At 32.4% G+C, this 24,545-nt stretch carries 15 protein-coding genes; all 15 read right to left on the bottom strand.

The annotated features are described in order from the left end of the window. Nucleotides 1-2 precede the first annotated feature (2 nt). The 15 genes from BXY80_RS05905 to BXY80_RS05835 all read right to left on the bottom strand — a co-directional run bounded on the left by BXY80_RS05905 (nt 3) and on the right by BXY80_RS05835 (nt 24,523). Nucleotides 3-2,117 carry a gliding motility protein RemB gene (locus BXY80_RS05905; protein WP_120200287.1) on the bottom strand — a complete coding sequence of 705 codons (2,115 nt, stop codon included), beginning with the start codon at nt 2,115-2,117 and terminating at the stop codon, nt 3-5. A 458-nt stretch (nt 2,118-2,575) separates the two neighbouring features. Then, a complete protein-coding gene (locus BXY80_RS05900) occupies nt 2,576-3,370 on the bottom strand; it encodes an energy transducer TonB (RefSeq protein WP_120200286.1) in 795 nt (264 codons plus the stop codon). A gap of 113 nt (nt 3,371-3,483) precedes the next feature. After that, nucleotides 3,484-4,206: an energy transducer TonB gene (locus BXY80_RS05895; RefSeq protein WP_120200285.1), complete on the bottom strand. Its 723-nt coding sequence runs from the start codon at nt 4,204-4,206 to the stop codon at nt 3,484-3,486. Between the two features lie 64 nt (nt 4,207-4,270). Next, complete coding sequence (locus BXY80_RS05890) at nt 4,271-4,636, bottom strand: VanZ family protein (RefSeq protein ID WP_162843273.1); 366 nt, start codon at nt 4,634-4,636, stop codon at nt 4,271-4,273. Further along, entirely contained in the window at nt 4,629-5,009 is a 381-nt protein-coding gene (gcvH, locus tag BXY80_RS05885; protein ID WP_120200283.1) for a glycine cleavage system protein GcvH, read from the bottom strand. Before gcvH ends, BXY80_RS05890 begins: the two co-directional genes overlap by 8 nt. Before the next feature lie 65 nt (nt 5,010-5,074). Continuing rightward, a complete protein-coding gene (sov, locus tag BXY80_RS05880) occupies nt 5,075-12,343 on the bottom strand; it encodes a T9SS outer membrane translocon Sov/SprA (RefSeq protein WP_394340458.1) in 7,269 nt (2,422 codons plus the stop codon). Between the two features lie 5 nt (nt 12,344-12,348). Next, on the bottom strand, nt 12,349-12,930 hold the full coding sequence (gene ruvA, locus BXY80_RS05875; protein ID WP_120200282.1) for a Holliday junction branch migration protein RuvA: 582 nt from the start codon (nt 12,928-12,930) through the stop codon (nt 12,349-12,351). Nucleotides 12,931-12,987: 57 nt separating this feature from the next. Continuing rightward, on the bottom strand, nt 12,988-15,291 hold the full coding sequence (locus BXY80_RS05870; protein WP_120200281.1) for an NADP-dependent malic enzyme: 2,304 nt from the start codon (nt 15,289-15,291) through the stop codon (nt 12,988-12,990). A 54-nt stretch (nt 15,292-15,345) separates the two neighbouring features. Continuing rightward, entirely contained in the window at nt 15,346-16,272 is a 927-nt protein-coding gene (gene queG / locus BXY80_RS05865) for a tRNA epoxyqueuosine(34) reductase QueG (RefSeq protein WP_120200280.1), read from the bottom strand. Then, on the bottom strand, nt 16,265-17,602 hold the full coding sequence (locus tag BXY80_RS05860; protein WP_120200365.1) for a cytochrome P450: 1,338 nt from the start codon (nt 17,600-17,602) through the stop codon (nt 16,265-16,267). Before BXY80_RS05860 ends, queG begins: the two co-directional genes overlap by 8 nt. 5 nt (nt 17,603-17,607) lie before the next feature. Then, nucleotides 17,608-18,630, bottom strand: a complete 1,023-nt coding sequence (gene ruvB, locus BXY80_RS05855; RefSeq protein WP_120200279.1) for a Holliday junction branch migration DNA helicase RuvB — start codon at nt 18,628-18,630, stop codon at nt 17,608-17,610. 82 nt (nt 18,631-18,712) lie between these two features. Continuing rightward, a complete protein-coding gene (locus BXY80_RS05850) occupies nt 18,713-20,041 on the bottom strand; it encodes a T9SS type A sorting domain-containing protein (RefSeq protein WP_120200278.1) in 1,329 nt (442 codons plus the stop codon). A gap of 209 nt (nt 20,042-20,250) precedes the next feature. Next, nucleotides 20,251-22,041: a cytochrome c oxidase subunit I gene (locus BXY80_RS05845; protein WP_120200277.1), complete on the bottom strand. Its 1,791-nt coding sequence runs from the start codon at nt 22,039-22,041 to the stop codon at nt 20,251-20,253. Nucleotides 22,042-22,066: 25 nt separating this feature from the next. Continuing rightward, nucleotides 22,067-23,128 carry a cytochrome c oxidase subunit II gene (locus BXY80_RS05840; RefSeq protein ID WP_120200276.1) on the bottom strand — a complete coding sequence of 354 codons (1,062 nt, stop codon included), beginning with the start codon at nt 23,126-23,128 and terminating at the stop codon, nt 22,067-22,069. A gap of 27 nt (nt 23,129-23,155) precedes the next feature. Continuing rightward, nucleotides 23,156-24,523, bottom strand: coding sequence for a quinol:cytochrome C oxidoreductase (locus BXY80_RS05835; protein ID WP_120200275.1), 1,368 nt, complete (start codon nt 24,521-24,523; stop codon nt 23,156-23,158). Nucleotides 24,524-24,545: the final 22 nt, after the last annotated feature.

Genomic DNA, 24,545 nt, shown 5'->3' with positions numbered 1-24,545 from the left:
TATTAAAAATCATTATACCAATTAAATAAATCGGTTCTAACTCCTATATTAAACCACGTGGTATTACTTTTTACTGTTGAAGCAGTAGTAGCATCAGGATTAAAGTTTCTATAACTTATATTCGTGAATACTTTTAAATTACTCACAGGATTAATAATATAACCTGCTTGTAACTCTGCGTGAAATACATTAGTTGTATTCCCTTGTCCAACGGTTATATTAGTATCACCTACACGATCTACTTCGGTTCTAAAAATATCACCTCCATAATTAAAACTATCTTCTGGTGTGTTAAAATCAAAACCACGTTGACCAACAACAAACTTAGCATCACCAAACCAACGCTTGTAATTATAGCGACCTATTAATATGGCTTCTTTAAAGTTTGAACCCCAAAGATGGGCCATAGATTGGTTATTATGCGCATAGTTTAACACAATTGTATTATGTGAATATGTATAAGGTCGTACATGATTATATTCAAATTGCAGCAATAAATTATCAACTTTAAAAGCATTAAAATATTTAACCCCTAATTGGTAGCCAAACTTATTTTTCCAGCTTTTATTTCCTGCTTTAATATCTCCTATAGAAAATTCATCTAAAACAAATTGTCCGTACAAATTCACTTTATTATTCCATTTGTATTTTGCTGATGCACCTACAATTGCATTTCCTGCACCTTGACCAGTTTCAAACTCTATGGCTCTAAAGAAAATGATTGGATTTAAGTAGTTAATATCAAATCCTCTATCGTTTGTATTTGTCCAAATCACAGATTCAAACAAACCTACATTTAATCGTTTTGAAACATTCCAACTCAAATAATGATTTGCCATATACTTGGTTAAAAAAGCTTTGTCAACTGTAGCTTCTGGCCTTACATCTTTTAGCCACATCCAAGTATTGGTATATTTAATTTTCCAGAACTTAGTATTCAATTTTAAAAATGGATAAGGACTTGCTACATCACTTTGTAATAATGAACGATAACCATCACCAATAAAGTTTTTACCATGACCAAACTGAACATTAATAAACTTTGCTGGCGTATAAGACAAATAAGCTTCTGCAACTGGATAATCATAGGCATCATCTTTAAATCGCTTTGCAATACCGCGACCAGGAATAATTGCTGGATCTGGACCAAATGCTTTTAAGCTTTCTGCATATTGATTAAAATATTGTGCAAAACGTCCTTGACTTTCGTAAACTGAAGCTGAGAAATTAAACTTTTTCCCTAAACCTCCTTGCACATACAAACCTCTTGTATTGTTAAATGTAGATCCAAAATCGGCTTCGGTATCTTTTCCAACTTGCAAATCTAAAATTGGGTCTATAGTAAACCAATAGTCTTTACCTTGAATCTCTACAAGATGTTCATTCCAAAGCTTTCTACTCCACCAACTATCTGTGCCTTTTACTAAAGCTTCCTTTTCTGCATTAAAATCGTAATACTTAGAAACCTCATCATACATGTACGGTTTTGCTGCAGTATGACTATTAGTTCCTAAACCATTCATTTGCGAATCAAATCGTGCATAATAACCATGTGTAAACGGAATGTTTAATTGGCTTTTATATTCTAATTTTTGATACTTAACGGTATTTGCATTAATACTATCAAACTCATTAGAAACAACTTCGTTTAAATCTATTACTTTTTTTGATGTTAAATTTGATTTAACTTCTGTTTCATCTTTTATTTCAGCTGGATCAACTAAAGGGATTTTAATACCTAACGAATACTGAAAATATATTGGTCTGCCATTGTATGTTCCTGGAGTAACTTTTGGCAATTCTGAAAACACACGCTTAACCTCATCTTTTAGTTCTTCATAAACGGCATCTACATATAACACATTAATTTTGCCTTCATTATCAACTTCAAAAAGTATTTGAACATCACCTTTATAACTTTCATCTGTAACTTTTTGAGGCACTTTAAAGTTGTTATAAATGTATTGGTTTAGTTTATTATTAAAACAAGTCTTCAAATTTTCTATTGGTTGAGACTCGCATTCAGGAAAAACTGGTGATCTCTCATAAGTCTCTGTATTTTGAGACCATAACAAACTAGTAAATAATATATAAGCTAATAAAAGAATATGCTTCATAAAGTAATCTAAGTCATTTTATTTTGGAAAGATACTATTTTTTTTTAGGTGTTTTTAATTATTAGTTTGCATAGTCTTTTTACTATGCAAACTAATAATTAAAAGTTAAATACAAATCTCAAAAAACAGGATAAGTGGCTATTAATTTATAATTTTTAAGTAAGTAAAATATAACGTTTACTTGTCATTCCTGCTTTTGCAGAAATCTAAATATAATAAAATGGATTCCGCATCACACTTCGACTGCGCTCAGTGGGACACCACGGAATGACAAAATCCTATAAAAAGCTTATCGTAATTGAAAATCTATAGAATTAAATCTTAAGGTTTCTCACTTTGGCTTGATAACAGAAAACCGTTATCAAATATGACAACGGTTTTTTACTGATGAGATTCTGAAGCAAGTTCAGAATAACGAATTGATTCTCTATTAAACTTTAAGAGTAACTATTTTATACTTAATCTACTTTAAATATAATTGGTAAGTTATAAATAACTGAGACTGGTTTTTTTCTTTGCATCCCTGGAGTCATTGCTGGAATTTTTTTAGCAATACGCTGGGCTTCTTTTTCTAATTGAGTATATGGTGCTCTCGTTTTAATTTCGGTTATCTTACCTGTATTGTCAATTTTAAACTGAACATCAATTTTTTGCTTACCAGATAAACCTAAATCTGATGCTATGTCTGTATTAAATTTTCTTTGCACCAATTTTGAAAGCTTTGTAGACATACATTTTACACGCCCTTTATTAGTTTTTTCTTTTTCACAACCAGGGTAAACAGGAACAACCTCTACATTTCTCATATCAAAAATTTCAGGCAATGGATCTACTGGCTTAGCGACTTCAGTAAATTTTGAGGCATCAATAATATTATCTGTTTTCTGAGTTGTTGATATTACTGTTTTCTTAATGGTTTCTACAAAATTATCATCCTTTACAATTGGATCTTTATCTCCTAATTTTTGAACTGGTTGGATTGGGTCTACTTTTTTAACTTCTTCAACATACACTTTGAAGTTTTCAATATTGATTTCGGTTAATTCATCATCAGGCACAACCTGAGCAATGTTGTAGTTCTTGCTTTCAAAATTCATTTCAAAAAGTCCGTAGGTAGCAAGCAAGCAAAGAATGAGCCCAACTTGAAAATAGAGCGTAGAGTTTTTTTGTAAATTTACATCGTGCTTTTGAGGCTTTTGCACATCAGCATTGCTCTGACCAGCATTACTGTTTGTTTTTTTTAAATTTTTCATAATACATGATTAAAATGTTAATATTATGATAAAATTGCAATAAGCATACCAAAAGCAAAAATCCCGTCTAATTAATTTTAGACGGGATTTTAAATATATACTAAGTTGTATTTTTAATCTTGCACTTGGAATAAAATTGGTAACGAATAAGGTACAGTTACTGCTTTACCTCTTTGTTTACCTGGTTTCATTTTTGGTAATAATCCAATTACACGTTTAGCTTCTTTTTCTAAACCTGGATGTGGTGCTCTAGCTCTTACATTTGTAATATTACCATTTTTATCAATCTTAAATATTACATTAATACGTTGTCTACCTTCTAAACCTAAATCTCCAGCTAAATCTGTATTAAACTTTCTGTTTACAAATTTTGAAATCTTATCAGACATACATTGCTTTTTAGCATTGTTTCCTTTTTTGTTTTCACAACCAGGAAAAACTGGTACATTTTCAATAACTGCAAACGGCACCTCTATATCTTCTTCTACCTCTTCAACTTCAATTTCTTCTACCTCAACAATTTCTTCTTCTTGATCTGTCTCTGTAGATTCAATTACAGTTTCCTCAACCTCTTCTTCATCTTCAACAATCTCAATTTCTTCTGGAGCTGCTGGTGGTGGCGGTGGTGGTGGTGGCAATATCTCTTGTTGTGTAATAGGGATTTCTTCTTCTAACTCTTCTTCTAAGTTCAATTGCCCTATATCAATATCAGATTTTTCATAGGTTTTGTAGTTTATTGCTAAGTTGGTTAGCAATAACATTAATGCTAAACCAACAGCAAAATATATCGAACTATTTCTGCTTACATCAGCTTTGGTATTCTTTTTTGGTTCCATGAGCTATAAAAGGTTTTAAGAATGCTAAATTAACCAATAAATTGTTAAAAAAGCAAGCTATATTTTATTTTAACTTTAGATTTTTTCTAAATCTTACTAATAGCATTGCAAAAACAACGCCAAAAAAATTGGCAAGCATATCATATACATCTAAAATTCTTGTTTTGGTTAGTAATTGTTGTAGTATTTCTATAAAAACACCGTAACTAATGGCAATAACAACAGAAAGCAACAAAGCTTTGGTGTTTAAACTAGTTAATTTTAAATAATTAAAATAAATTAAAGTAAATACTGCATATGCTAAGAAATGATAAATTTTATCATCAAAAGATGAGCCTAAATCTGGAACTCCTCCAATATTAACAAGACTTGCAATAGTTAATAAAAGCGTGTATAAAACAACTAACGGTAAAGCAAACCGCTTAAGCACCAACTAAGTTTTTATAATCGTCGGCAGACATTAAATCGTCTAACTGTGAAACATCTGAACACTTAACCTTGATCATCCAACCGTCTCCATAAGGATCTGTGTTTACTCTTTCTGGTTCGTCTTCTAGAGTTTCGTTAAACTCAATAACTTCTCCTGAAACAGGTAAAAATAAATCTGAAACTGTCTTTACAGCTTCTACTGTTCCAAAGATTTCTTCTGCATCTAAAGTCTCATCAACTGTTTCAACTTCAACATAAACTATATCACCAAGTTCTCCTTGTGCAAAATCTGTAATTCCGATAGTAATGACGTCTCCATCTACTTTAACCCATTCGTGGTCTTTTGTGTATTTTAAATCTGAAGGTATATTCATTTTATAAATTATTGTTAGTCTATTAGAGTTACAAATATAATTTTTTAAACGTTTTTAGCTACGATTTAGTTTCCGAAATTATATCTTAAAGTAAATCCTGATCGTATTGTTGTTTGTGGAAATGCTGTTGATATAGCATACTCAGAGAACGTATAATCAAAATAGAAAATAGCGGTTAAATTTTTACTAAACGCATAATCTGCAGAATATTTAAGCCCCCAAATAGTTTGCCCTTGAGTAATTTGATTATTTTCTAAATCTAAATACCTAATAATTGTTTTATTGTCTCTAACTGAAATATCAGCCTTCATATTTAAGTCACTCTTAACAACTTGTTTTGGCCCAGCAATTTTAGACCTAATTCTAACATCCTTAATTCTATATCCTAAACCTAAAGTGTATTCTTTTCCTTGAATCTCTGTTAGTAAATTATTGTCAAAACTCAGTGATAGAATTCTGTCCTTCTTCATTTCGGCTAGAATCTTAATTGAATTTTTCATTTCAAAATCTATTCTAAACAATGGACTAAATTGTTCTTCTAAATTTATGTTACTAAATAATGTTGCGTTTTTAAAATTACCTCCTTGATCTAAAGCATCTGGAGTATCTGGGTCATAATCTAGATTTGATCTAAACTGGTTAATTGTGTACTTAGATCTGTAACCGTGTGTGATTGAAAAACGTTTAAAACGTTTTTTAAACCATTTCATTTTCATAAACCCTGTATACTTAAGTTGCCAGTTAGGAATTGGAATATCTCTAAAAGCATTTAAGCTTATTTTATCTGGATTTGTACCTTTATACGCTGCTAAAAACGCTGGTAATAATACAGCTTGATTATTTTTACCAAACCCTATTGGGTAACCTTCTGCATCCAAATTACTCGGGTCATTAATATTAATTCCTCTTTCTGTTGCTAATCTATTTGCAACAACTAAACGGTTAGCTCTAAAATCGTCAAAAGCTGCAGACTGTGTTTCATCACTTTTGCTAAACGCTGTTTTTATAAGTGAGGTTGTAATATCAAAATTACCAAATGAATTTGTAATTAGGCTATTATATGTATCGCTTAAACCATCACCATCAGTATCTGTAGTATTAAAATTTTCTGCTATACTTTCAGAATATGTTCGACTTCCTGTTAAGTCAATTTTTAAATCTTTAATCAATTCTATATTAGCTGATACATCTAGTAAACGATTTGTAACTTCTGTATACTGTTGGTTAAAATCAGGGTAAACTGTTAACCAACCTCTTCTAGCAACTTCATCTCTAATATCTCTTTGGCTACCAAATGTAAACCCAAATGTTGGTTTTAAAGTTCCTATAAATCCTGGTGATCTTAAATAACCAGGTAAAAATGTTCCATTAGTTTCATTATAATTGATTTGAATACGTTTTACACTTGTTAATACATCTATAGCTCCATTTAATATTTTGGTTCCAACTCCTGCTTTACTTTTAGATTGTGTCTTATTTGCATTTAAACTCTGATTAATTGGATTCCCCTTTTTGTCTAATGCTTGTGGTACTGCCTTTTTATTAGAAACTCTAGAGCTCTTACGCTTCGATTTTTTTACAAGACCTATATACTTGTATAGGCTTGACATATTAAGCGTTGAATTTATATTATGAGAATTTGCATTTTGAACTGAATTCCCTAAATTATAATTTGTAGTAACTCCTGCATCATCAGTAATAGGAAGATTACTTAATAAATCTGATCCTTTTTGCCACTGAAAATCTCCTGTATAAGAATATGTTGCCTTTAAAAAACTAAAGGTTGGTATTTTATGTAACGGAATTTCATAGTTTAATTGCAATTGTTGATTTTGAATATTGGGGTCTCCAACATCAAAAAAGCCATCCCAAACGTCTAGATTTGGATCTTGTAATCCGTTTAACTGGTCATCAATAAAATAGTTTCTTACAATATTACTATTACTAGCAGTAAAGTTTAAACTTAATGAGTTTGTGAAATTATAGTTAATTGCATATTGCATATTGAAATTATAATTTCTTCTAAATAATTCTTCTAGACCAATATTATTACCTGTTAAATCAACTTCTCTAAATTTTTGTTTGTTAAATTGTCTTAGTATATCTGCATTTACAGAAAAGCTAGTTGGTATTGGATTAAAATTAAAGTCTTTTAAAATTTTCCAATACTTACCTGTAAACAAAGAGTCGTTTTTCTTAAAAGGTTCAATAACCTTTGGCTCAAAGCTATAAGCATAATTGGCGCCTGCTCTAACATTTTGATCTAATGAATTTTCAATTTCAAAATCTCTATGCTCTACTTTGTTATACGAATAATTAAACGTTAGGTTTTCTACATCATAAAAACGTGGTTTAGCATCTCCTGTACGTGTTTTTTTTACGCCTATAAAGTTGATACTCTTACGTTTGGTATAGTTCTCATTTACATTTAAAATCGAATCCTTATTAGTTGTATTATCTAACTGTGTTTCTAATTTAATGTCTCTATAAAATTCATCGTATTCTGGCGTAATAATTTCTTCACCTTGTGAGTAATTAAACGGAATTTGAACGCCCCATTTTTTTGGTAATAATTGTCCTAAATTTATGTTGGTATTTACATCGTATTGTTTAACATCTTCCCTACTACGCTCATTTGGTCGTTGTTCTACTGATCCAAAACCAATAGTACTTCTTCTACCTGTAGCGCTTATATTAGCAAAATCTGCAAAATTAGCATCTACGCTAGCAAGTGCTGCCCAACCACCTTCGTTATCAAGGTCGGCTAAACGCAATTCATTAAACCACACTTCTCCACAGGCATTAGTCCCTGAAACTCCTGGGTTTTTAAGTCCGATCATTAATACTCTAACATCTCCAAAGTTTGGGTTTCCTTTTATAGATACACGTTGTAATCCAGCTTGGTCATAACCAGAATTAGGGTCTGTTAAAACTGTTGGATTTAACACTCCATCTATAACATCGTAAAATGATGGATCTTCATTTGCTAAAGTTCCGTTATTAATTCCCAATGACTTTATTTGTTCAAGTACATTAAGCTCTAAATTTATTTCATTAGCTTCAGGCCAAACGGCTTCTGCAGAACCACTACTTGTAGAGACTTGTAAAGGCACTTCTATTTGATAGAAATTTTGGGTGAAATCATTACCCATTCTAATAAAACCAATTAATTCTCCATCAGACAAACTTCCTACTTCACCGTCTTCAGCATGAATAAACATACGCAACTTTTTGTATTGTCGCATGTCTACACTTATATTCTTAAACACACCTCTTGAATCTTTTGGTTCTAACTCACAAACCTCAACAACAAGTGATTGCTCATTTTGTCTAATTATATTGTTATTATTATTAAGCTGCTCTAACTCTACTCCTGGAGGTATTATATAACCTTCGTTGGTTTGTGTACCTATAACACCAACCGTTAAGTCTGTATTATCTCCATCATTATTAGGCTCTCCATCTAAAGCTAATTTATAACGTCTCCAATCACTTCTTACTAAATCTAAAGTAGCAAAACGTAATACTGTATTTTGTGCAAAATCGTTTAAATATAGCCTAGCAAAACGCACAGATCTAATATCTGTTATGCCACCAATTGCCTCTCGATCTGGACTGTCTATAGGAATTCTAAACTGATACCACATAACATCGCGAGAATCTCCATTTGGTAATGTAACAGTTCTTGGTTTTCTATCATTAATTTGAGGATTATTAAGATTTGCTAAACTAGTAGGTGTAATATCAATTTCATATTGAAAATAACTATCAATAGTATTCATGGTATTATCTCTATTAATATCTTCAACATCAGGCTGTGTTGTTGATCCTCTATTAGTATCTGAAAACACATCTGGTGAGTTACCATCGACACCATTATATTTTTTATAACGCTCAAAAATGTTACCTTCTGTATTTAAGTAATAGGTATAGTTATCATTTGCTGGATCGGGTCCAAATAAATTTGCATTTGGAGCAATAAGAGCTTCCTCTGCATCATCATAACCATCATAACCAACATCTTGATTTGCGCGCTGGTCTCCGCCTGTTGAAAAGGTGTAAATTAGTGATTGGTTTTGAGGCACCACGGTATTGTATTGTGTTGGTATCAAACCACTTACATCGCCATCATCTGGCAATCCATTTTCATACTGTTTTTTTCCATCTTTTAAAATATCTTCAGAGATATTTCCTAAATTAACATACAGCTTTCCTCCTTGATTAGGTGTTGGACTTGCATCATTATTTAAAAACGGATCTTGAAGCCAAAACTCAATATACTCTACATTTGCTTGTTCAAAATCTGTTGATGTGATTTGTCTTGTAATTCCTGCCCAACTATCTGTAGGTGTATCTAAAACACCATCTTCTGCACCAGGTTCAAAGTTATAAGGTCCTCTTTCTTCTGGATAATAAGCTAAATCTAGAGTATTAATTACTGATGATTGACCTTGTACAATATCTAAATCTGGAAATACTTCATCAATAAAAACACGTCTTGTATATAAGTCTGACACATCATCATCTGTAATTCCACTAGGTCTTTGATTACTATAGAAGATAGGATCTACAACATACCAGTTTAAAAGTGCTCTACCATAACCATTTTGTATACCAGGATCATTTATAGGATTATTTTCAGTAACATCATTAACTGTTCTAGGTCTACTTGATAAAAACCACGATTGTGGTGATAATAAGTCTATTGCACCTTGCGTTCCTTCAAAATCATCTACATAAGCTGTTGCTTCATTATTAAAATCTGTTCCTTTTGGAGCGCCTGGAGCCAAATAGGCAAATTCTCCTCTAACAGATAAATTTGATGGTACATCTGTATCTACATTTGGAAGCTTATTAACTAAACGTGTAAAAAACGGCACCTCTGTTGAATAGTTTCCGTTAAACCCAAAAATGGTATTATTAATAGGCTCTGTATTGTAATTTGCTTTTTGTGTAATTGGTCGTTCATTAAGGTTTAAAAGTGTTGCTCCAAGCACGAAATTCTCATTGAATTGGTGTTCTATATTTACACCTGTAAAACGCCTTGTTTGCTGCCCAAATACTGCATTATTTTCTACTGAAACATTTATTGGGGTATTTGAAGCTTCTAATGCTGGGTCTAATATTTTAACACGTCCTATTTGGTAATTTACTGTATAATCTACACCTTCAACTAAAGTGCGTCCACCGGCAGTTACAACTACAGATCCTCTAGGCACATTAAATGCTCCTAATGGAATACCATCGCCTCCTGAGGATTTATAACGTCCTTTAATTTGGAATTTATTTTTTTCAGCTTCATCTAAAGCTGCTGTTTTTGTTTGTTTATAAAGAATATCATAAACATATTTTTCTTGATTTGGGTTAAACACATCATTTTCATAATCAGTGGCGTTATTAGCATCACCATCAGTATCTAACACGTCAAATAAATAACGCCCAAAAGGTTCGACTTTAGTAAATATAATTTTTCCGTTTTGCAATAAGACTGTTTGACCAGGGACAAAATCGAAAAAACCATCTCCATTAGTTTGTGGATCGTTATTATAGTTTAAACGATCTAAATGAAATAGACGCAGTAATGGTGTGTCAATAATTTCTTGGTCATCATTAGGATTAAATGGCGTGTTATTATCAAATGGTGGAAAAGGCACTTCAACACCACTAACTTCGACTGGTGAAATATAATTAAGAGGTGAAGCTTCTGTATAAAAAATATTTAATTTAAAATCTTCTTGACTTAACTGAAAAGCACCAGTATCATACACGTTTTTCATCATTAAATCCCAAATAGGTTCTTCAACATTTGTAATGGCACTCTTTAACATTTTTAAAACCAAGTTGTTATTATTAACCACTTGATTTCCAGTTCCGCCATCTACACTTACATCTGTAGCATCAACACCGTCATTTGCAAATTCACCTACTTGGAACACTTGCCCTCCAACTGTATATTGATATGCTACTGCTAAAACTTCGTCATTAAGTAAACGTTGATTTAACGAAATATAACCTAATTGTGTATTTAATTGGTAATCGGAGTTTTGAATTAATTTTCTTGCATTCTCTAATTTACCGAAATCGAAACCTTCATTTGCTGGAAATAAAATACTTTGTTCAACAAATGTAATATCTCTAACTTGCTCGGTTAATTGTGATCCTGCACCACCTATATTAGTAGGGTCTAATCCGTTATTAGAGTTATCTGGGAAAGCGCCAGGGCTAAAAACATTTAAATCTCCAACTGCTCCAATAATATCAGATTCTCCTAAATCTTGAAATGCTGCTATATTTCTAACGTTATCTGTTTGGTTTGTTCTATTTGTTACCCAAACTTCTATTCTTGTAATTTGAATGTTATTATTAATAAAAGGATACCTCTGCATGGCTTCATCATAACCACTTCTAAAATATTGTGCTAAGAAAAAGTGTCTGTTTTCATCATAATCTCTCCCAAAAAACTCAAACTCATCTAAGGTTCCGCCACCTTGCGCAACTACAGATTGCGATTGTGATTTCTGTTCAGAAAATATTGCAGTAACTCTAGTTTTACCAAATTGCAATTCTGTTTTTACACCAAATAAACTTTGGGCTCCAGTAATTAAAGAACTATTAAGCGGCATACTTACATTACCAACTTCTATCTTTCTTACAATATCATCCTCGGTTGGCGTGTATTCTAATTTTACTAAATTCTGAAAGTCGAAAGTAGATTCTGTATCATAATTTGCTGTTACTTGCAAACGTGTACCAACCTTACCTAATAAACTTAAACTTATACGCTGATCAAAATCAAATGTAAAATTACTTCTGTTTCTAGGTGAAAATGTAGGATTATCTTGTTTTGTAAATAAAACACCTAAATCCATTTCTACTGAACCTTGAGGGATGACCTCTATTGTATTACCTCCAAAAAGTGTTTCAAAAAAACTTGAGTTTATGTAAAACTCAGGGAGCAGGTTTCTTTGTTCGTCTTCAGACCCTTCTTTTTTTCCATCTGCAGCATCAATTTTCTTTTTATAATACAGTCTTAAATTTTCTTCTTGTACTAATTTTTGATATTCGGCAGGTGTTAAAATTATTGGGTAATTAATATTAAACTTACCAACCGATTCTGTATAAATATAACGATCTGTTACAGGGTCATATGTGTATTTAGATACTATACTTTGTGGGTTAGGCATATTTAAATTTCCTAATGCGTATCCCGTTTTAGTAGAATCTTGTGATGTAGTTGGTTGTTGCGAAAACGCAAAACTGCTTATCAATATAAATATACCGAATAAGAGAAAGCGTAATAATGATTTTGATAAAGTATAGTTAGTTGTAATCAAATCTTTTATAAATTTTTTAAAGCTTCTTTTATAATTGTCTCTACATTAGCTTCTGGTTGATTAGATATTATTTTATCTATAACGCGTTCAGATTGCTTTTTAGCAAATCCTAAAACCTCTAAAGCAGATAACGCTTCATCTTTATTAGTATTGTTTTTATTGGTAGAAAGTTCGTCAATATCGTAAACTTTCAAAATTTTATCTTTCAAATCCAAAATAACTCGTTGAGCTGTTTTAGCACCAATCCCTTTTATGGATTGAATTAAAGCTACATCTTCATGTGCAATTCCTTCTTTAACTTGTTGTGGCGTTAATGATGACAGCATCGTTCTTGCTGTACTAGAACCAATACCACTTACAGATATTAATAGCCTAAAAATTTCACGTTCTGCTAAAGAAGAAAATCCAAACAATGTATGTGAGTCTTCTTTAACTTGAAGATGCGTGTGTAATTTTAAATGTTCTTGATCTGGAATTTGAGAATAAGTATGTAAAGATATATTAAGAAGATACCCAACGCCATTGCAGTCTAGTACAACGTCTGTTAGATTTTTTTCAACTAATTTTCCCTGAATGTGCGTAATCATTTAAATGCTTAGCTTAAAGAACCAAATGTAATAAAATTATTTGCATTTCAAAGGTGATTACTTCTCTAATGCTGCCTTTAATTGTTGTTCTTTTTTCTCTTTTTGTTGTGCATCAATTACAGCAATAGCTGTCATGTTTACAATTTCATCAACACTAGCATCTAATTGAAGAATATGAATTGGCTTACGCATACCCATCATTATTGGTCCAATTGAATCTGCTTTATTTAATTCCTTAAGCAGTTTATACGTAATATTGGCTGATTCTAGGTTTGGGAAAATAAGCGTATTTACCTTTTTACCAGCAAGTTTAGAAAACGGAAATATATCTTGAAGCATTTCACTATTTAAAGCAAAATCTGTTTGTAATTCACCATCAACTAATAAATCTGGATGTCTTTTGTGTAAATAATTTACAGCTTCTCTAACTTTAGTTGCTGTTTGATCTTTTGATGACCCAAAGTTTGAATATGATGTCATTGCCATTACTGGCTCCATGCCAAACATTTTTACAACTTTAGCTGTCATTTGAGCTATTCTTGTTAGATCATTTGCAGAAGGGTTAATGTTTATTGATGTATCGCTCAAAAACATTGGTCCTCTTTGTGTCATCATAACATTGGTTGTTGCAACTCTAGTGGATCCTGGAGCCAAACCTATAAGCTCTAGCATTGGCTTTACAACTGAAGGATAACTTCTTGAGTATCCAGAAATCATAGCATCTGCATCACCTTCATTTACCATCATTGCTGCAAAATAATTACGTTCACGCATAATTTTTTCTGCAGAAAACAATGTTACTCCTCTACGCTTACGCTGTTTCCAATATACTTTTGCGTATTTGTTTTTTTGATCTGTTTGCTCATCAGATTTAGGATCGATAATTGTAGGGTTACCTTCAAACTCAATCTCTTCCATGAGCTTTAAAATTTTATCACGTCTTCCTAATAAAATAGGAATCGCGATGCCTTCTTCATAAACAATTTGAGCAGCTTTAAGCACATCTAATTGATCGGCTTCTGCAAAAACTACACGCTTAGGGTTTAATCTAGCTCTATTTAATAATAATCTAACTATTTTATTATCTGAGCCTAAACGCTGTAAGAGTTCATCTTTATATTTTTCCCAATCTTCAATAGGTTCTTTTGCAACACCACTATCCATAGCCGCTTTTGCTACTGCTGGTGGAACCTCTGCAATTAAACGCGGATCAAAAGGTTTAGGGATAATATAGTCTTTACCAAACGTTAAGCGCGTCTCTCCATAAGCAATATTCACCTGTTCCGGAACAGGTTCTTTCGCTAAATTAGCAAGGGCTTTAACCGCAGCCATTTTCATAGCCTCATTAATTTTTGTAGCTCGAACATCTAAAGCGCCTCTAAAAATAAATGGAAATCCCAATACATTATTAACTTGATTAGGATGGTCTGATCGTCCTGTTGCCATAATAATATCATCACGAGTGTCAACTGCTAATTGATATCTAATTTCCGGATCAGGATTAGCCATAGCAAATACAATAGGATTACTTGACATGGATTTTAGCATGCTTGGAGACACAATATCTGATGTTGACAACCCTATAAATACATCTGCATCTTGCATTGCTTCATCAAGTGTATCTATTTTTCTATCTGTAGCGAACTCTGCTTTTTGCGATGTTAAGTTGTCTCTATCATTTCTTATCACACCTTTACTATCTAGCATGACAATATTTTCACGTTTAGCTCCAAATGCTTGGTATAATCTTGTACAAGAAATTGCAGCAGCTCCAGCACCACTTACAACTATTTTAACTTCGTCTATCTTTTTTTCTGAAAGCTCTAATGCATTTAATAATGCTGCCGCAGAAATGATTGCAGTACCATGCTGATCATCATGCATTACAGGAATGTCTAACTCCTCTTTTAAACGTTTTTCTATTTCAAAAGCTTCAGGAGCTTTAATATCTTCAAGATTAATACCTCCAAAAGTTGGTGCTATATTTTTAACTGTTTGAATAAATTCTTCTATATTTTCAGTTCCAACTTCAATATCAAACACATCAATATCTGCAAAGATTTTAAACAGTAAACCTTTTCCTTCCATAACAGGTTTAGAAGCTTCTGGACCAATATTACCTAATCCTAAAACTGCCGTTCCGTTTGATATAACTGCTACTAAGTTACCTTTGGCTGTGTACTTATAAGCGTTGTCTTTATCTTTTTCAATTTCTAAACAAGGTTCTGCAACACCAGGCGAATAGGCTAATGACAAATCTCTTTGTGTTGCATATTTTTTTGTAGGTACAACTTGTATTTTTCCTGGAGTTGGCTTGGCGTGATATACTAAAGCTTCTCTGCGTTTACTTTGCTTGCTCATATACTCAATGAATTGTTCGAACTCACAAAGATAAGAATCCTTTAATGTAAATGCTTAATCTTTTAAAAATTTGATGTTTCGTGTTAATCCTGAAAACTTTGTGCGCTTAACAGCCGATTTTTTAAATACTTTTCTAAACGTATCTTCAGTTATCTCATCCCAATCTTTTTTAGTCATTTCTAGTAATTCTGGATGCGGATTAAACAAAGGCTCATTATGCGCTTTACTAAAACGATTCCAAGGGCAAACATCCTGACACACATCACAGCCAAACATCCAATCGTTAAACTGCCCTTTAAATTCTGTAGGAATGTTTTCTTTTAATTCTATTGTAAAGTAAGAAATGCACTTGCTGCCATCTACAACATAAGGCTCAGTAATGGCTTCTGTTGGGCATGCATCTATACACGCAGTACATGTTCCGCAATGGTCTGTAGTTATTGTATCGTAATCGAGCTCTAAATCAATAATGAGTTCGGCAATAAAATAAAATGAACCCGCTTGTTGGGTTAGCAAATTGCTATGCTTCCCAATCCAGCCTAGTCCAGATTTTGCTGCCCAAGCTTTATCTAAAACAGGAGCAGAATCTACAAAAGCTCGACCACCTACTTCTCCTATTTCATCTTGAATAACATGTAATAAAGATTTGAGCTTGTCTTTTATAATAAAATGATAATCTGTTCCGTAAGCATATTTAGATAGTTTATAGCTATTAGCTGTTTGCTTTTGGTTAGGAAAATAATTTAGCAATAAGGACACTACACTTTTAGAACCTTCTACCAATTTTGTTGGGTCTAATCGCTTATCGAAATGGTTTTCCATATAGCGCATTTCACCGTGCATATTCTTGTTAAGCCAATTCTCTAAACGTGGTGCTTCGATTTCAAGAAATTCTGCCTTACTAATACCGCATGACAAAAATCCGAGGCGTTTTGCTTCTTGTTTAATTAACCTAGTATGTTTAGATTTAGAATTAATCACACTGCAATTTAGAAAACTTCAACTCAGCTCCAACTGGTTTCAATGTAATTAAAGGATTAATATCAATTGAATCTGAATTCGTTTCAATAGAATACTTTAAAACTATCGCTTGTAGGACCAACATCATCTCATACATAGCAAAATTATTACCAATACATAATCGTGGTCCTGCTCCAAATGGCATATAATATTGTGATGTTGCTTTTTTATTGAGTTCTGAAAAACGGTCTGGATTAAAACTTTCAGCCTGTGTCCAATATTCAGTATTGCGATGCATTTCATAAATAGACACACCTATCATTGTTCCTTTTTTTAAATAAAAATCTCCAATGGCTTGGTCTTCTAATGCTACTCTATCCGTAATCCAAGCTGGTGGATAAAGTCGCATACTTTCTTCTATACATTGCTTGGTATATTGTAATGTTGAAAAGGATTGAAACGATACGTTTTCCGTTTCAAAATTTATGGCTTCTTGCTTTACTTTAGACAAAACCTTTGGATGATTTGCCAATAAGAATAAGGTAAAGGTTAACGCATTTGCTGTAGTTTCATGGCCTGCAACAAACAAAATTAAAATTTCGTCAATCAACTGATTATTGGTCATTTTACTGCCATCTTCATACTCACTATGCAACAACATATCTAATAAATCATCATGGAAATCTTTAGATTTTCTTCGCTCTTCAATAATTGCATTAATGATAGATCGACTTTCTTTAACCAAATTTAAACTCTCTCTAACTTCTCCTTTTAGATGATACCATAACCTTTTATGTGGCTGACGAATATCTTTTACAATAAATCGCTGGAGCTTTTCTATAATAAATTGTAATCGTTCTAAAATTTCTTTACTTGCCGAGTAATTGAACAACGATTTTGCTATGACTTCAAATGCCAAGGCGTTCATTATGGGATAAAGTGGTAAAAATTCATCTCTTTTAAAGATAGCTACTTCCTTTTGAATAGTTTCTGAAATAATCTGTAATAAACTGTTAACTTTTTCCTTATGAAAAGCTGGTTGAATCAAACGTCGTTGCTGTAACCAATAAGAGCCTGTTGATGTTAATAAACCATAACCAACATACTTAGATAGTTTATGCGTTTGTAGTTTTGACTTCTCGAAACTCTTATGTTTTTTCTGAAGAATTTCGCGAGCCATCATAGCATCTTTAGTTAGAATAATTGGCTTAGCGAAAAACGGCTTTATAGAAAATGAATTAGAATCACTTTCTAGAAACAAACTTTTATGAAATGGGATTGGGTTTTTAGCAATCTCTGAAGACCGTTTTAAGAACCTTATAAAGGATACTTTATATGGGTACTTATACATAGACATTAAAATAAACCGCCTTGAGTTGGTCCTTTAATTTTTCCTAAATGCTTATATGCTTGTTCTGTTACTTCACGACCACGAGGAGTACGCATAATAAACCCTTGCTGGATTAAAAACGGCTCATAAACTTCTTCAATTGTTTCAGCACTTTCACTAACAGCTGTGGCTAAAGTAGTAATCCCAACTGGACCACCTTTAAACTTATCTATAATGGTTTCTAAAATCTTATTATCCATTTCATCTAAACCATGCGCATCAACATTTAAGGCTTCTAAAGCAAAACGTGCAATCTTAATATCTATACTTCCGTTACCTTTTATTTGAGCAAAATCTCTAACACGACGTAATAATGCATTTGCAATTCTAGGCGTTCCTCTACTTCTACCTGCAATTTCTACAGCAGCTTCCATAGATATTGGAACATTTAAAATTGAAGCGCTACGCTGCACAATAGTAGTTAGTAACTCTGTATTATAGTATTGTAATCTGCTTTGAATGCCAAAACGTGCTCGCATTGGTGATGTAAGTAATCCTGAGCGCGTTGTAGCGCCAACTAAAGTAAAAGGGTTTAAATTGATTTGAACCGTTCTAGCATTAGGTCCAGACTCAATCATAATATCTATTTTATAATCTTCCATTGCTGAATAAAGATACTCTTCAACAATTGGGCTTAATCGATGTATTTCGTCTATAAACAACACATCGCGTTCGTCTAGATTAGTAAGCAATCCTGCAAGGTCTCCAGGCTTGTCTAATACTGGTCCAGAAGTCACTTTGATGCTAACGTTAAGTTCACTTGCTAAAATATGTGCTAAAGTTGTTTTTCCTAATCCTGGAGGTCCATGAAATAAAGTGTGATCTAAAGCTTCATCTCGACCATTTGCTGCTTGAACAAAAATTTGAAGATTTTCTAATACTTGCTCTTGCCCCGTAAAGTCATCAAATGATAGCGGTCTTAATTTTTTTTCAACGTCTAATTCTTCAGGAGAAAAATGACTATCTGTAGGATCTAAATTCTCGTTCATATAACACAAAGATAAACAAAAAGCCTTTCTGAATTAGAAAGGCTTTTAATTGTTTACTTTGTTTTTATTGTAAGGTGATACTCTATTGTTTTATAACTTTTTTGATTATTTCACCACGGTCTGTTTCAATTTTCAATAAATACATCCCTTTTTCTAATAATGAGAAATCTATAGTTTCATTTATAAATTGTGATTGATTAATTTTTTTTCCTAACACATCGTATAAAGATACTCTTTGAATACTTATTTCTTTTGTGCTAATATTAAGACTATTTTTTACTGGATTTGGATATAAACTTACCGAATTTTCTATAGATAGTTTATTAACATCTAAGGTATTTACAGCAGTAAAGTTTAAAGTCTCTGGGTTATTATTTAGAGACACTACTATCTCGCTATCAGCATCAACTATGGCTCCTGCTGAAATATGAATATATAAATCTGTAGCTATTATTAAGTCGTTTACTGGATTTATTGTAAGTGTTGCTCCAGAAACAGTAGTTGTATTTACATCAATACTTTCTACAACATCATTATTGCTAACTCTTCTTATTTCTATATTACCACTTCCTTTAGATATGTTTTCATTAAATGTAATTATAATATTTGATGATGCTTCGAAACCAATATCTCCATCACTAGGGTTACTAGACATAACCTTAGGAGGTGCATTATGGTTTTGATAAATATCAGCTTCATTATCTGTACCTGCTATTGGGTCTATTATATCATCATCTCCGTCATTGTCATAATCTACAACTACAAAACCACTAGCATTTTGTAATGATATGCCAACTGTTGTAGTTGTTTCTTCGGTATATACTCCTGAATTGTTTCTTAATAAATGCCAGCCATCTGGTGTGGTGTTTAAGGTTAAAAAATCAATGTCTCCATCTACATCATAATCTATTGGTATTAACTGACCTACGTTGCCATACTCTATGCTAGAGTTTGTAAAGCCTGTTAATGGTGAAGTGCTTCCTGCTATTAAACGTGTAAAACCACTTCCTCCATCATTTCTATAAATATCAGCTTCATTATCTGTACCTGCTATTGGGTCTATTATATCATCATCTCCATCATTGTCATAATCTACAACTACAAAACCACTAGCGTTTTGTAATGATATACCAACTGTTGTAGTTGTTTCTTCGGTATATACTCCTGAATTGTTTCTTAATAAATGCCAGCCATCTGGTGTGGTGTTTAAGGTTAAAAAATCAATGTCTCCATCTACATCATAATCTATTGGTATTAACTGACCTACGTTGCCATACTCTATGCTAGAGTTTGTAAAGCCTGTTAATGGTGAAGTGCTTCCTGCTACTAAGTGATTATAATTTTGAGCTAATAATAATTGATTGTTTAAAATGATAAAAAATAATAATGATAAATAAGTAGATTTTTTCATGGTATCTGGGTTTTATTAAAAAAATGTTTTTTTATTATACAACTATAATAAGTAGCTAATATACTACAAATGATAAAGAATTAATCATTTTATCGAAGATTAATACCGCACATCGTGTTTGTTTTTGTAAACATGAAATACAATATTATTTTGAAAGCATAAAAAAACCACCAAATAGGTGGTTTTTTATTTTTATGTTTTTACAACTTTTAATGTTGTAATTCTTCTTCTCCATCTTTTAATGGTATGTTTTGCGGCACGAAATCTTCATCATGTCCTGGCTTGCTATAATCATAAGCCCAACGATGTACATGAGGAATTGCTCCTGGCCAGTTACCATGCATATGCTCTACTGGAGCTGTCCATTCTAATGTATTTGAACGCCATGGGTTTTTTTCTGCTTTCTTTCCGTAGAAAATACTGTAGAAGAAGTTCCAAAGGAAAACCAGTTGAAATATTCCACCTACTATTGCAAATATCGTAATTACAACATTAGCATTTGCTGTATCATCAAATAATGGAAAATTCGAGTTTGTATAGTAACGTCTTGGTAAACCAGCCATTCCTATAAAATGCATTGGGAAGAAAACTCCATATGCACAAACTGCTGTTACCCAGAAGTGAACGTATCCTAAGTTTTTGTTTAACATGCGACCAAACATTTTTGGGAACCAATGATAGATTCCTGCAAACATTCCGTATAGTGCTGAAATACCCATTACTAAGTGAAAGTGTGCTACAACAAAATATGTATCATGTACATTAATATCTAATGCACTATCACCAAGAATAATTCCTGTTAAACCTCCCGTTATAAATGTAGATACTAAACCTATAGAAAATAACATGGCCGGATTCATCTGTAAGTTTCCTTTCCAAAGTGTGGTAATGTAATTAAATGATTTTACGGCAGATGGTATAGCAATTAATAAGGTTGTGAACGTAAATACAGACCCAAGGAATGGGTTCATTCCAGAGATAAACATGTGGTGTCCCCAAACAATTGTTGATAAAAATGCAATTGCTAATATTGAAGCAACCATGGCTCTATAACCAAAAATTGGTTTACGTGAGTTTGTTGCAATAATTTCTGATGTAATACCTAGAGCTGGTAATAATACAATATAAACTTCAGGATGCCCTAAGAACCAAAATAAGTGCTCAAATAATACTGGAGAACCTCCTTGATAATGCAATACTTCACCTTGTATAAATATATCTGATAAGAAGAATGATGTTCCAAAACTTCTATCCATGATTAATAATAATGCAGCAGATAGTAAAACTGGGAATGATACAACACCTATAATAGCTGTTACAAAAAATGCCCAAATAGTTAAAGGTAGTCTTGTCATAGACATTCCTTTAGTACGTAAATTAATTACTGTTACAATATAGTTAAGTGATCCTAGTAATGATGATGCAATAAAGATTGCCATAGATACTAGCCATAGCGTCATTCCCATTCCTGATCCTCCTTGCGCCATTGGTAAGGCACTTAATGGCGGATAGATTGTCCAACCTGCTGCTGCTGGTCCAGCTTCAACAAATAAAGAGATAACCATAATAACACTAGATAAAAAGAACAACCAGTAAGAAATCATATTAAGAAATCCTGATGCCATATCTCGTGCTCCAATTTGCAACGGAATAAGTAAGTTACTAAACGTACCACTCAATCCTGCTGTTAATACAAAGAATACCATTATGGTACCATGTATTGTTACTAATGCAAGATAGATATCTGCATCCATAACGCCACCTGGAGCCCATTTACCAAGTAATGCTTCAAACAATACATTTGGCTCTTCTGGCCATGCAATTTGCATACGAAACATTATTGACATTAGTACACCAATAACTCCCATTATAGTACCTGTGATTAGGTACTGCTTAGCAATCATTTTATGGTCTTGACTAAATATATATTTAGTTACAAACGTTTCTTTATGATGATGGTGTTCTTCTTCGTGATCGTGAGTATCTGCGTGTGCTGACATAATCTATAATACGTTTAAAACTTTTTTACTTTATTAATGTGTTAGCGAATATTTTTTGCTCTTTAATCCAAGCGTCATACTCTTCTTGAGTTTCTACAATTATTTTCATTTGCATATTGTAATGTGATTTTCCGCAAATCTTATTACATAATAACAAATAATCAAATTCATATCTTAACTCTTGTCCTGCTTCTTCTATTTGTTCTTTATTCTCAGTTCTAATCTTATTGATGTTTGCAACTTTTTCAATAATATCAGGGTTTTGACGCATTTCTTCTGTTGTTACTGTAGGTGTAAATCCAAATTGAGTAACCATACCAGGAACACAGTTCATTTGTGCTCTAAAGTGAGGCATGTAAGCTGAGTGTAATACATCTTGAGAACGCATTTTAAATAACACTGGACGACCTACTGGTAAATGCAACTCAGTTGTAATGACGTCATCTTGTGCATTAGGGTCAGATTCATCTAAACCTAATATGTTAGCCTTGTCATTATCTATTAACCTAACATTAGCCATACCAAGTACATTATCATCACCTGCGTAACGTGCTTTCCAGTTAAACTGTTGTGCATATAACTCTACAACTAAAGTATCATCTGTCTCTTCAACATTCATAATAGATGACCAAGTAAACAGACCGTAGATAATTAATCCTGCTAATACAATTACAGGAATGATTGTCCAAATTGCTTCTAGTAAATTGTTATCTGCATAAAATAAAGCTTTACGTCCTTTTTCTCCTTTATATTTAAATGCAAAATAGTGTAGTAAAAACTGTGTAATGGTTTGTACAATAAATATTAAAACCATTGAGATAATCATCAAATTATCTAATTGAGGTCCATGCGCAGAAGCTGAGTTAGACATTAATGGTAAGTCTCCTAAATACCAAAAACTAGCGATAGTAATTGCGTAAATAAAAACTAAGAACCCCATCATTAAATAGCCATTAATGGTATTGTCTTTATCGTTAGCTACTTGAGTATTTGAAGATCCAACCTGAGCTAAATCAAATATTTTCACCATTTGCCAAATTGCAACAGCTATAAAAAGTACTATTATTATTGTTAAAAAAGCAGTCATTGTTGTTTCTGTTCTTTATATATTTTATTAATAATGGAAATGTTCACTTTCTTTAATGAAAGGGTTTCCTTTAGCTAGTAAAGGATGTTTGCTTAATGCTGTAAAAACTATAAAAATGAATAGTCCAGCAAATAAACATATAGATCCTAATTCTGGAATTCCGATATACCATCTATCACCAACTGTTGCTGGCATAATCATATTGAAAATATCAATGTAATGTCCGCATAAAATCACAATACCTGCCATTACAACAAACCATGGAATACGTTTATAATCACTATTCATTAACAATAATAATGGGAATATAAAATTCATAACTACCATGCCTAAGAAAGGTAATTTATAATCGGCAAAACGTGTAACAAAATAAGTTACTTCTTCAGGAATATTTGAATACCAAATAAGCATAAATTGTGAGAACCATAGGTAAGTCCAAAAAATACTAATCGCAAACATAAATTTAGCTAAATCATGTAAATGGCTATCGTTAACTAATGGTAACAGACCTTTAGATTTTAAGTACATTGTAATTAAAGCAATAACAGTAATACCACTTACAAACATACTTGCAAATACATACCATCCAAATAATGTTGAGAACCAGTGAGGATCTACACTCATAATCCAATCCCAAGACATCATTGATTCTGTGTAAATATAAAACACTAAGAATGCAGCAGAAATACGGAACGACTTTTTAAAGTTTCTATTATCATTAATATCTGCTTTATCTTGAGCTAATGAGAATTTACGAGAAAAGTGTCTATATAACCACCATCCTGTAATAAATATTAAACCACGAATTATAAAACCTGTCATGTTTAAAAAACTTGATTTTCCTTGAATTAATTCATCGTGAGCAACTACTTCAGGATCCATCCAAATAAAAATATTGTAATGTCCTATTGTTCCAGAAGCTACAGCTATACCTAATACAATTAATGCACCAGGAAGCATATATGCAGTGATTCCTTCCATAACTCTAAATAGTACTGGTGACCAACCTGCTTGAGAAGCAAACTGTATTGCGTAAAACGCCAAAACACCTAAAGCAATCATAAAAAAGAAAAATGCTGCAACATATAATGCTGACCATGGTCTATTTTCAATTTGATGCATCACATGTTCTACATGCTCTTTATGTTCATCTACATGGTCTACAGCAGTTGTACCATGAACATCATCTCCATGTGTATCTTCTGCATGGCTCGCATCTGCATGTGCTGTTGCTTCTCCATGTCCTCCACCATGATGAGATGCTTCATTAGCAAGCATAGTCTCGACCTCTTCAAAAGTTTTATGAGAATTCATAAAACCATAACCAACACCTAATAATCCTAGAACCATTAGAATGATAGAAAATGTCTTTAATTTATTTGAAAATGTGTACATATCTAAATATAATCTTTATCTA

This window comes from Ichthyenterobacterium magnum, assembly GCF_003610635.1.
GTDB classification, from domain to species: Bacteria; Bacteroidota; Bacteroidia; order Flavobacteriales; family Flavobacteriaceae; genus Ichthyenterobacterium; species Ichthyenterobacterium magnum.
This window is presented reverse-complemented; position numbering and strand designations above follow the sequence as displayed.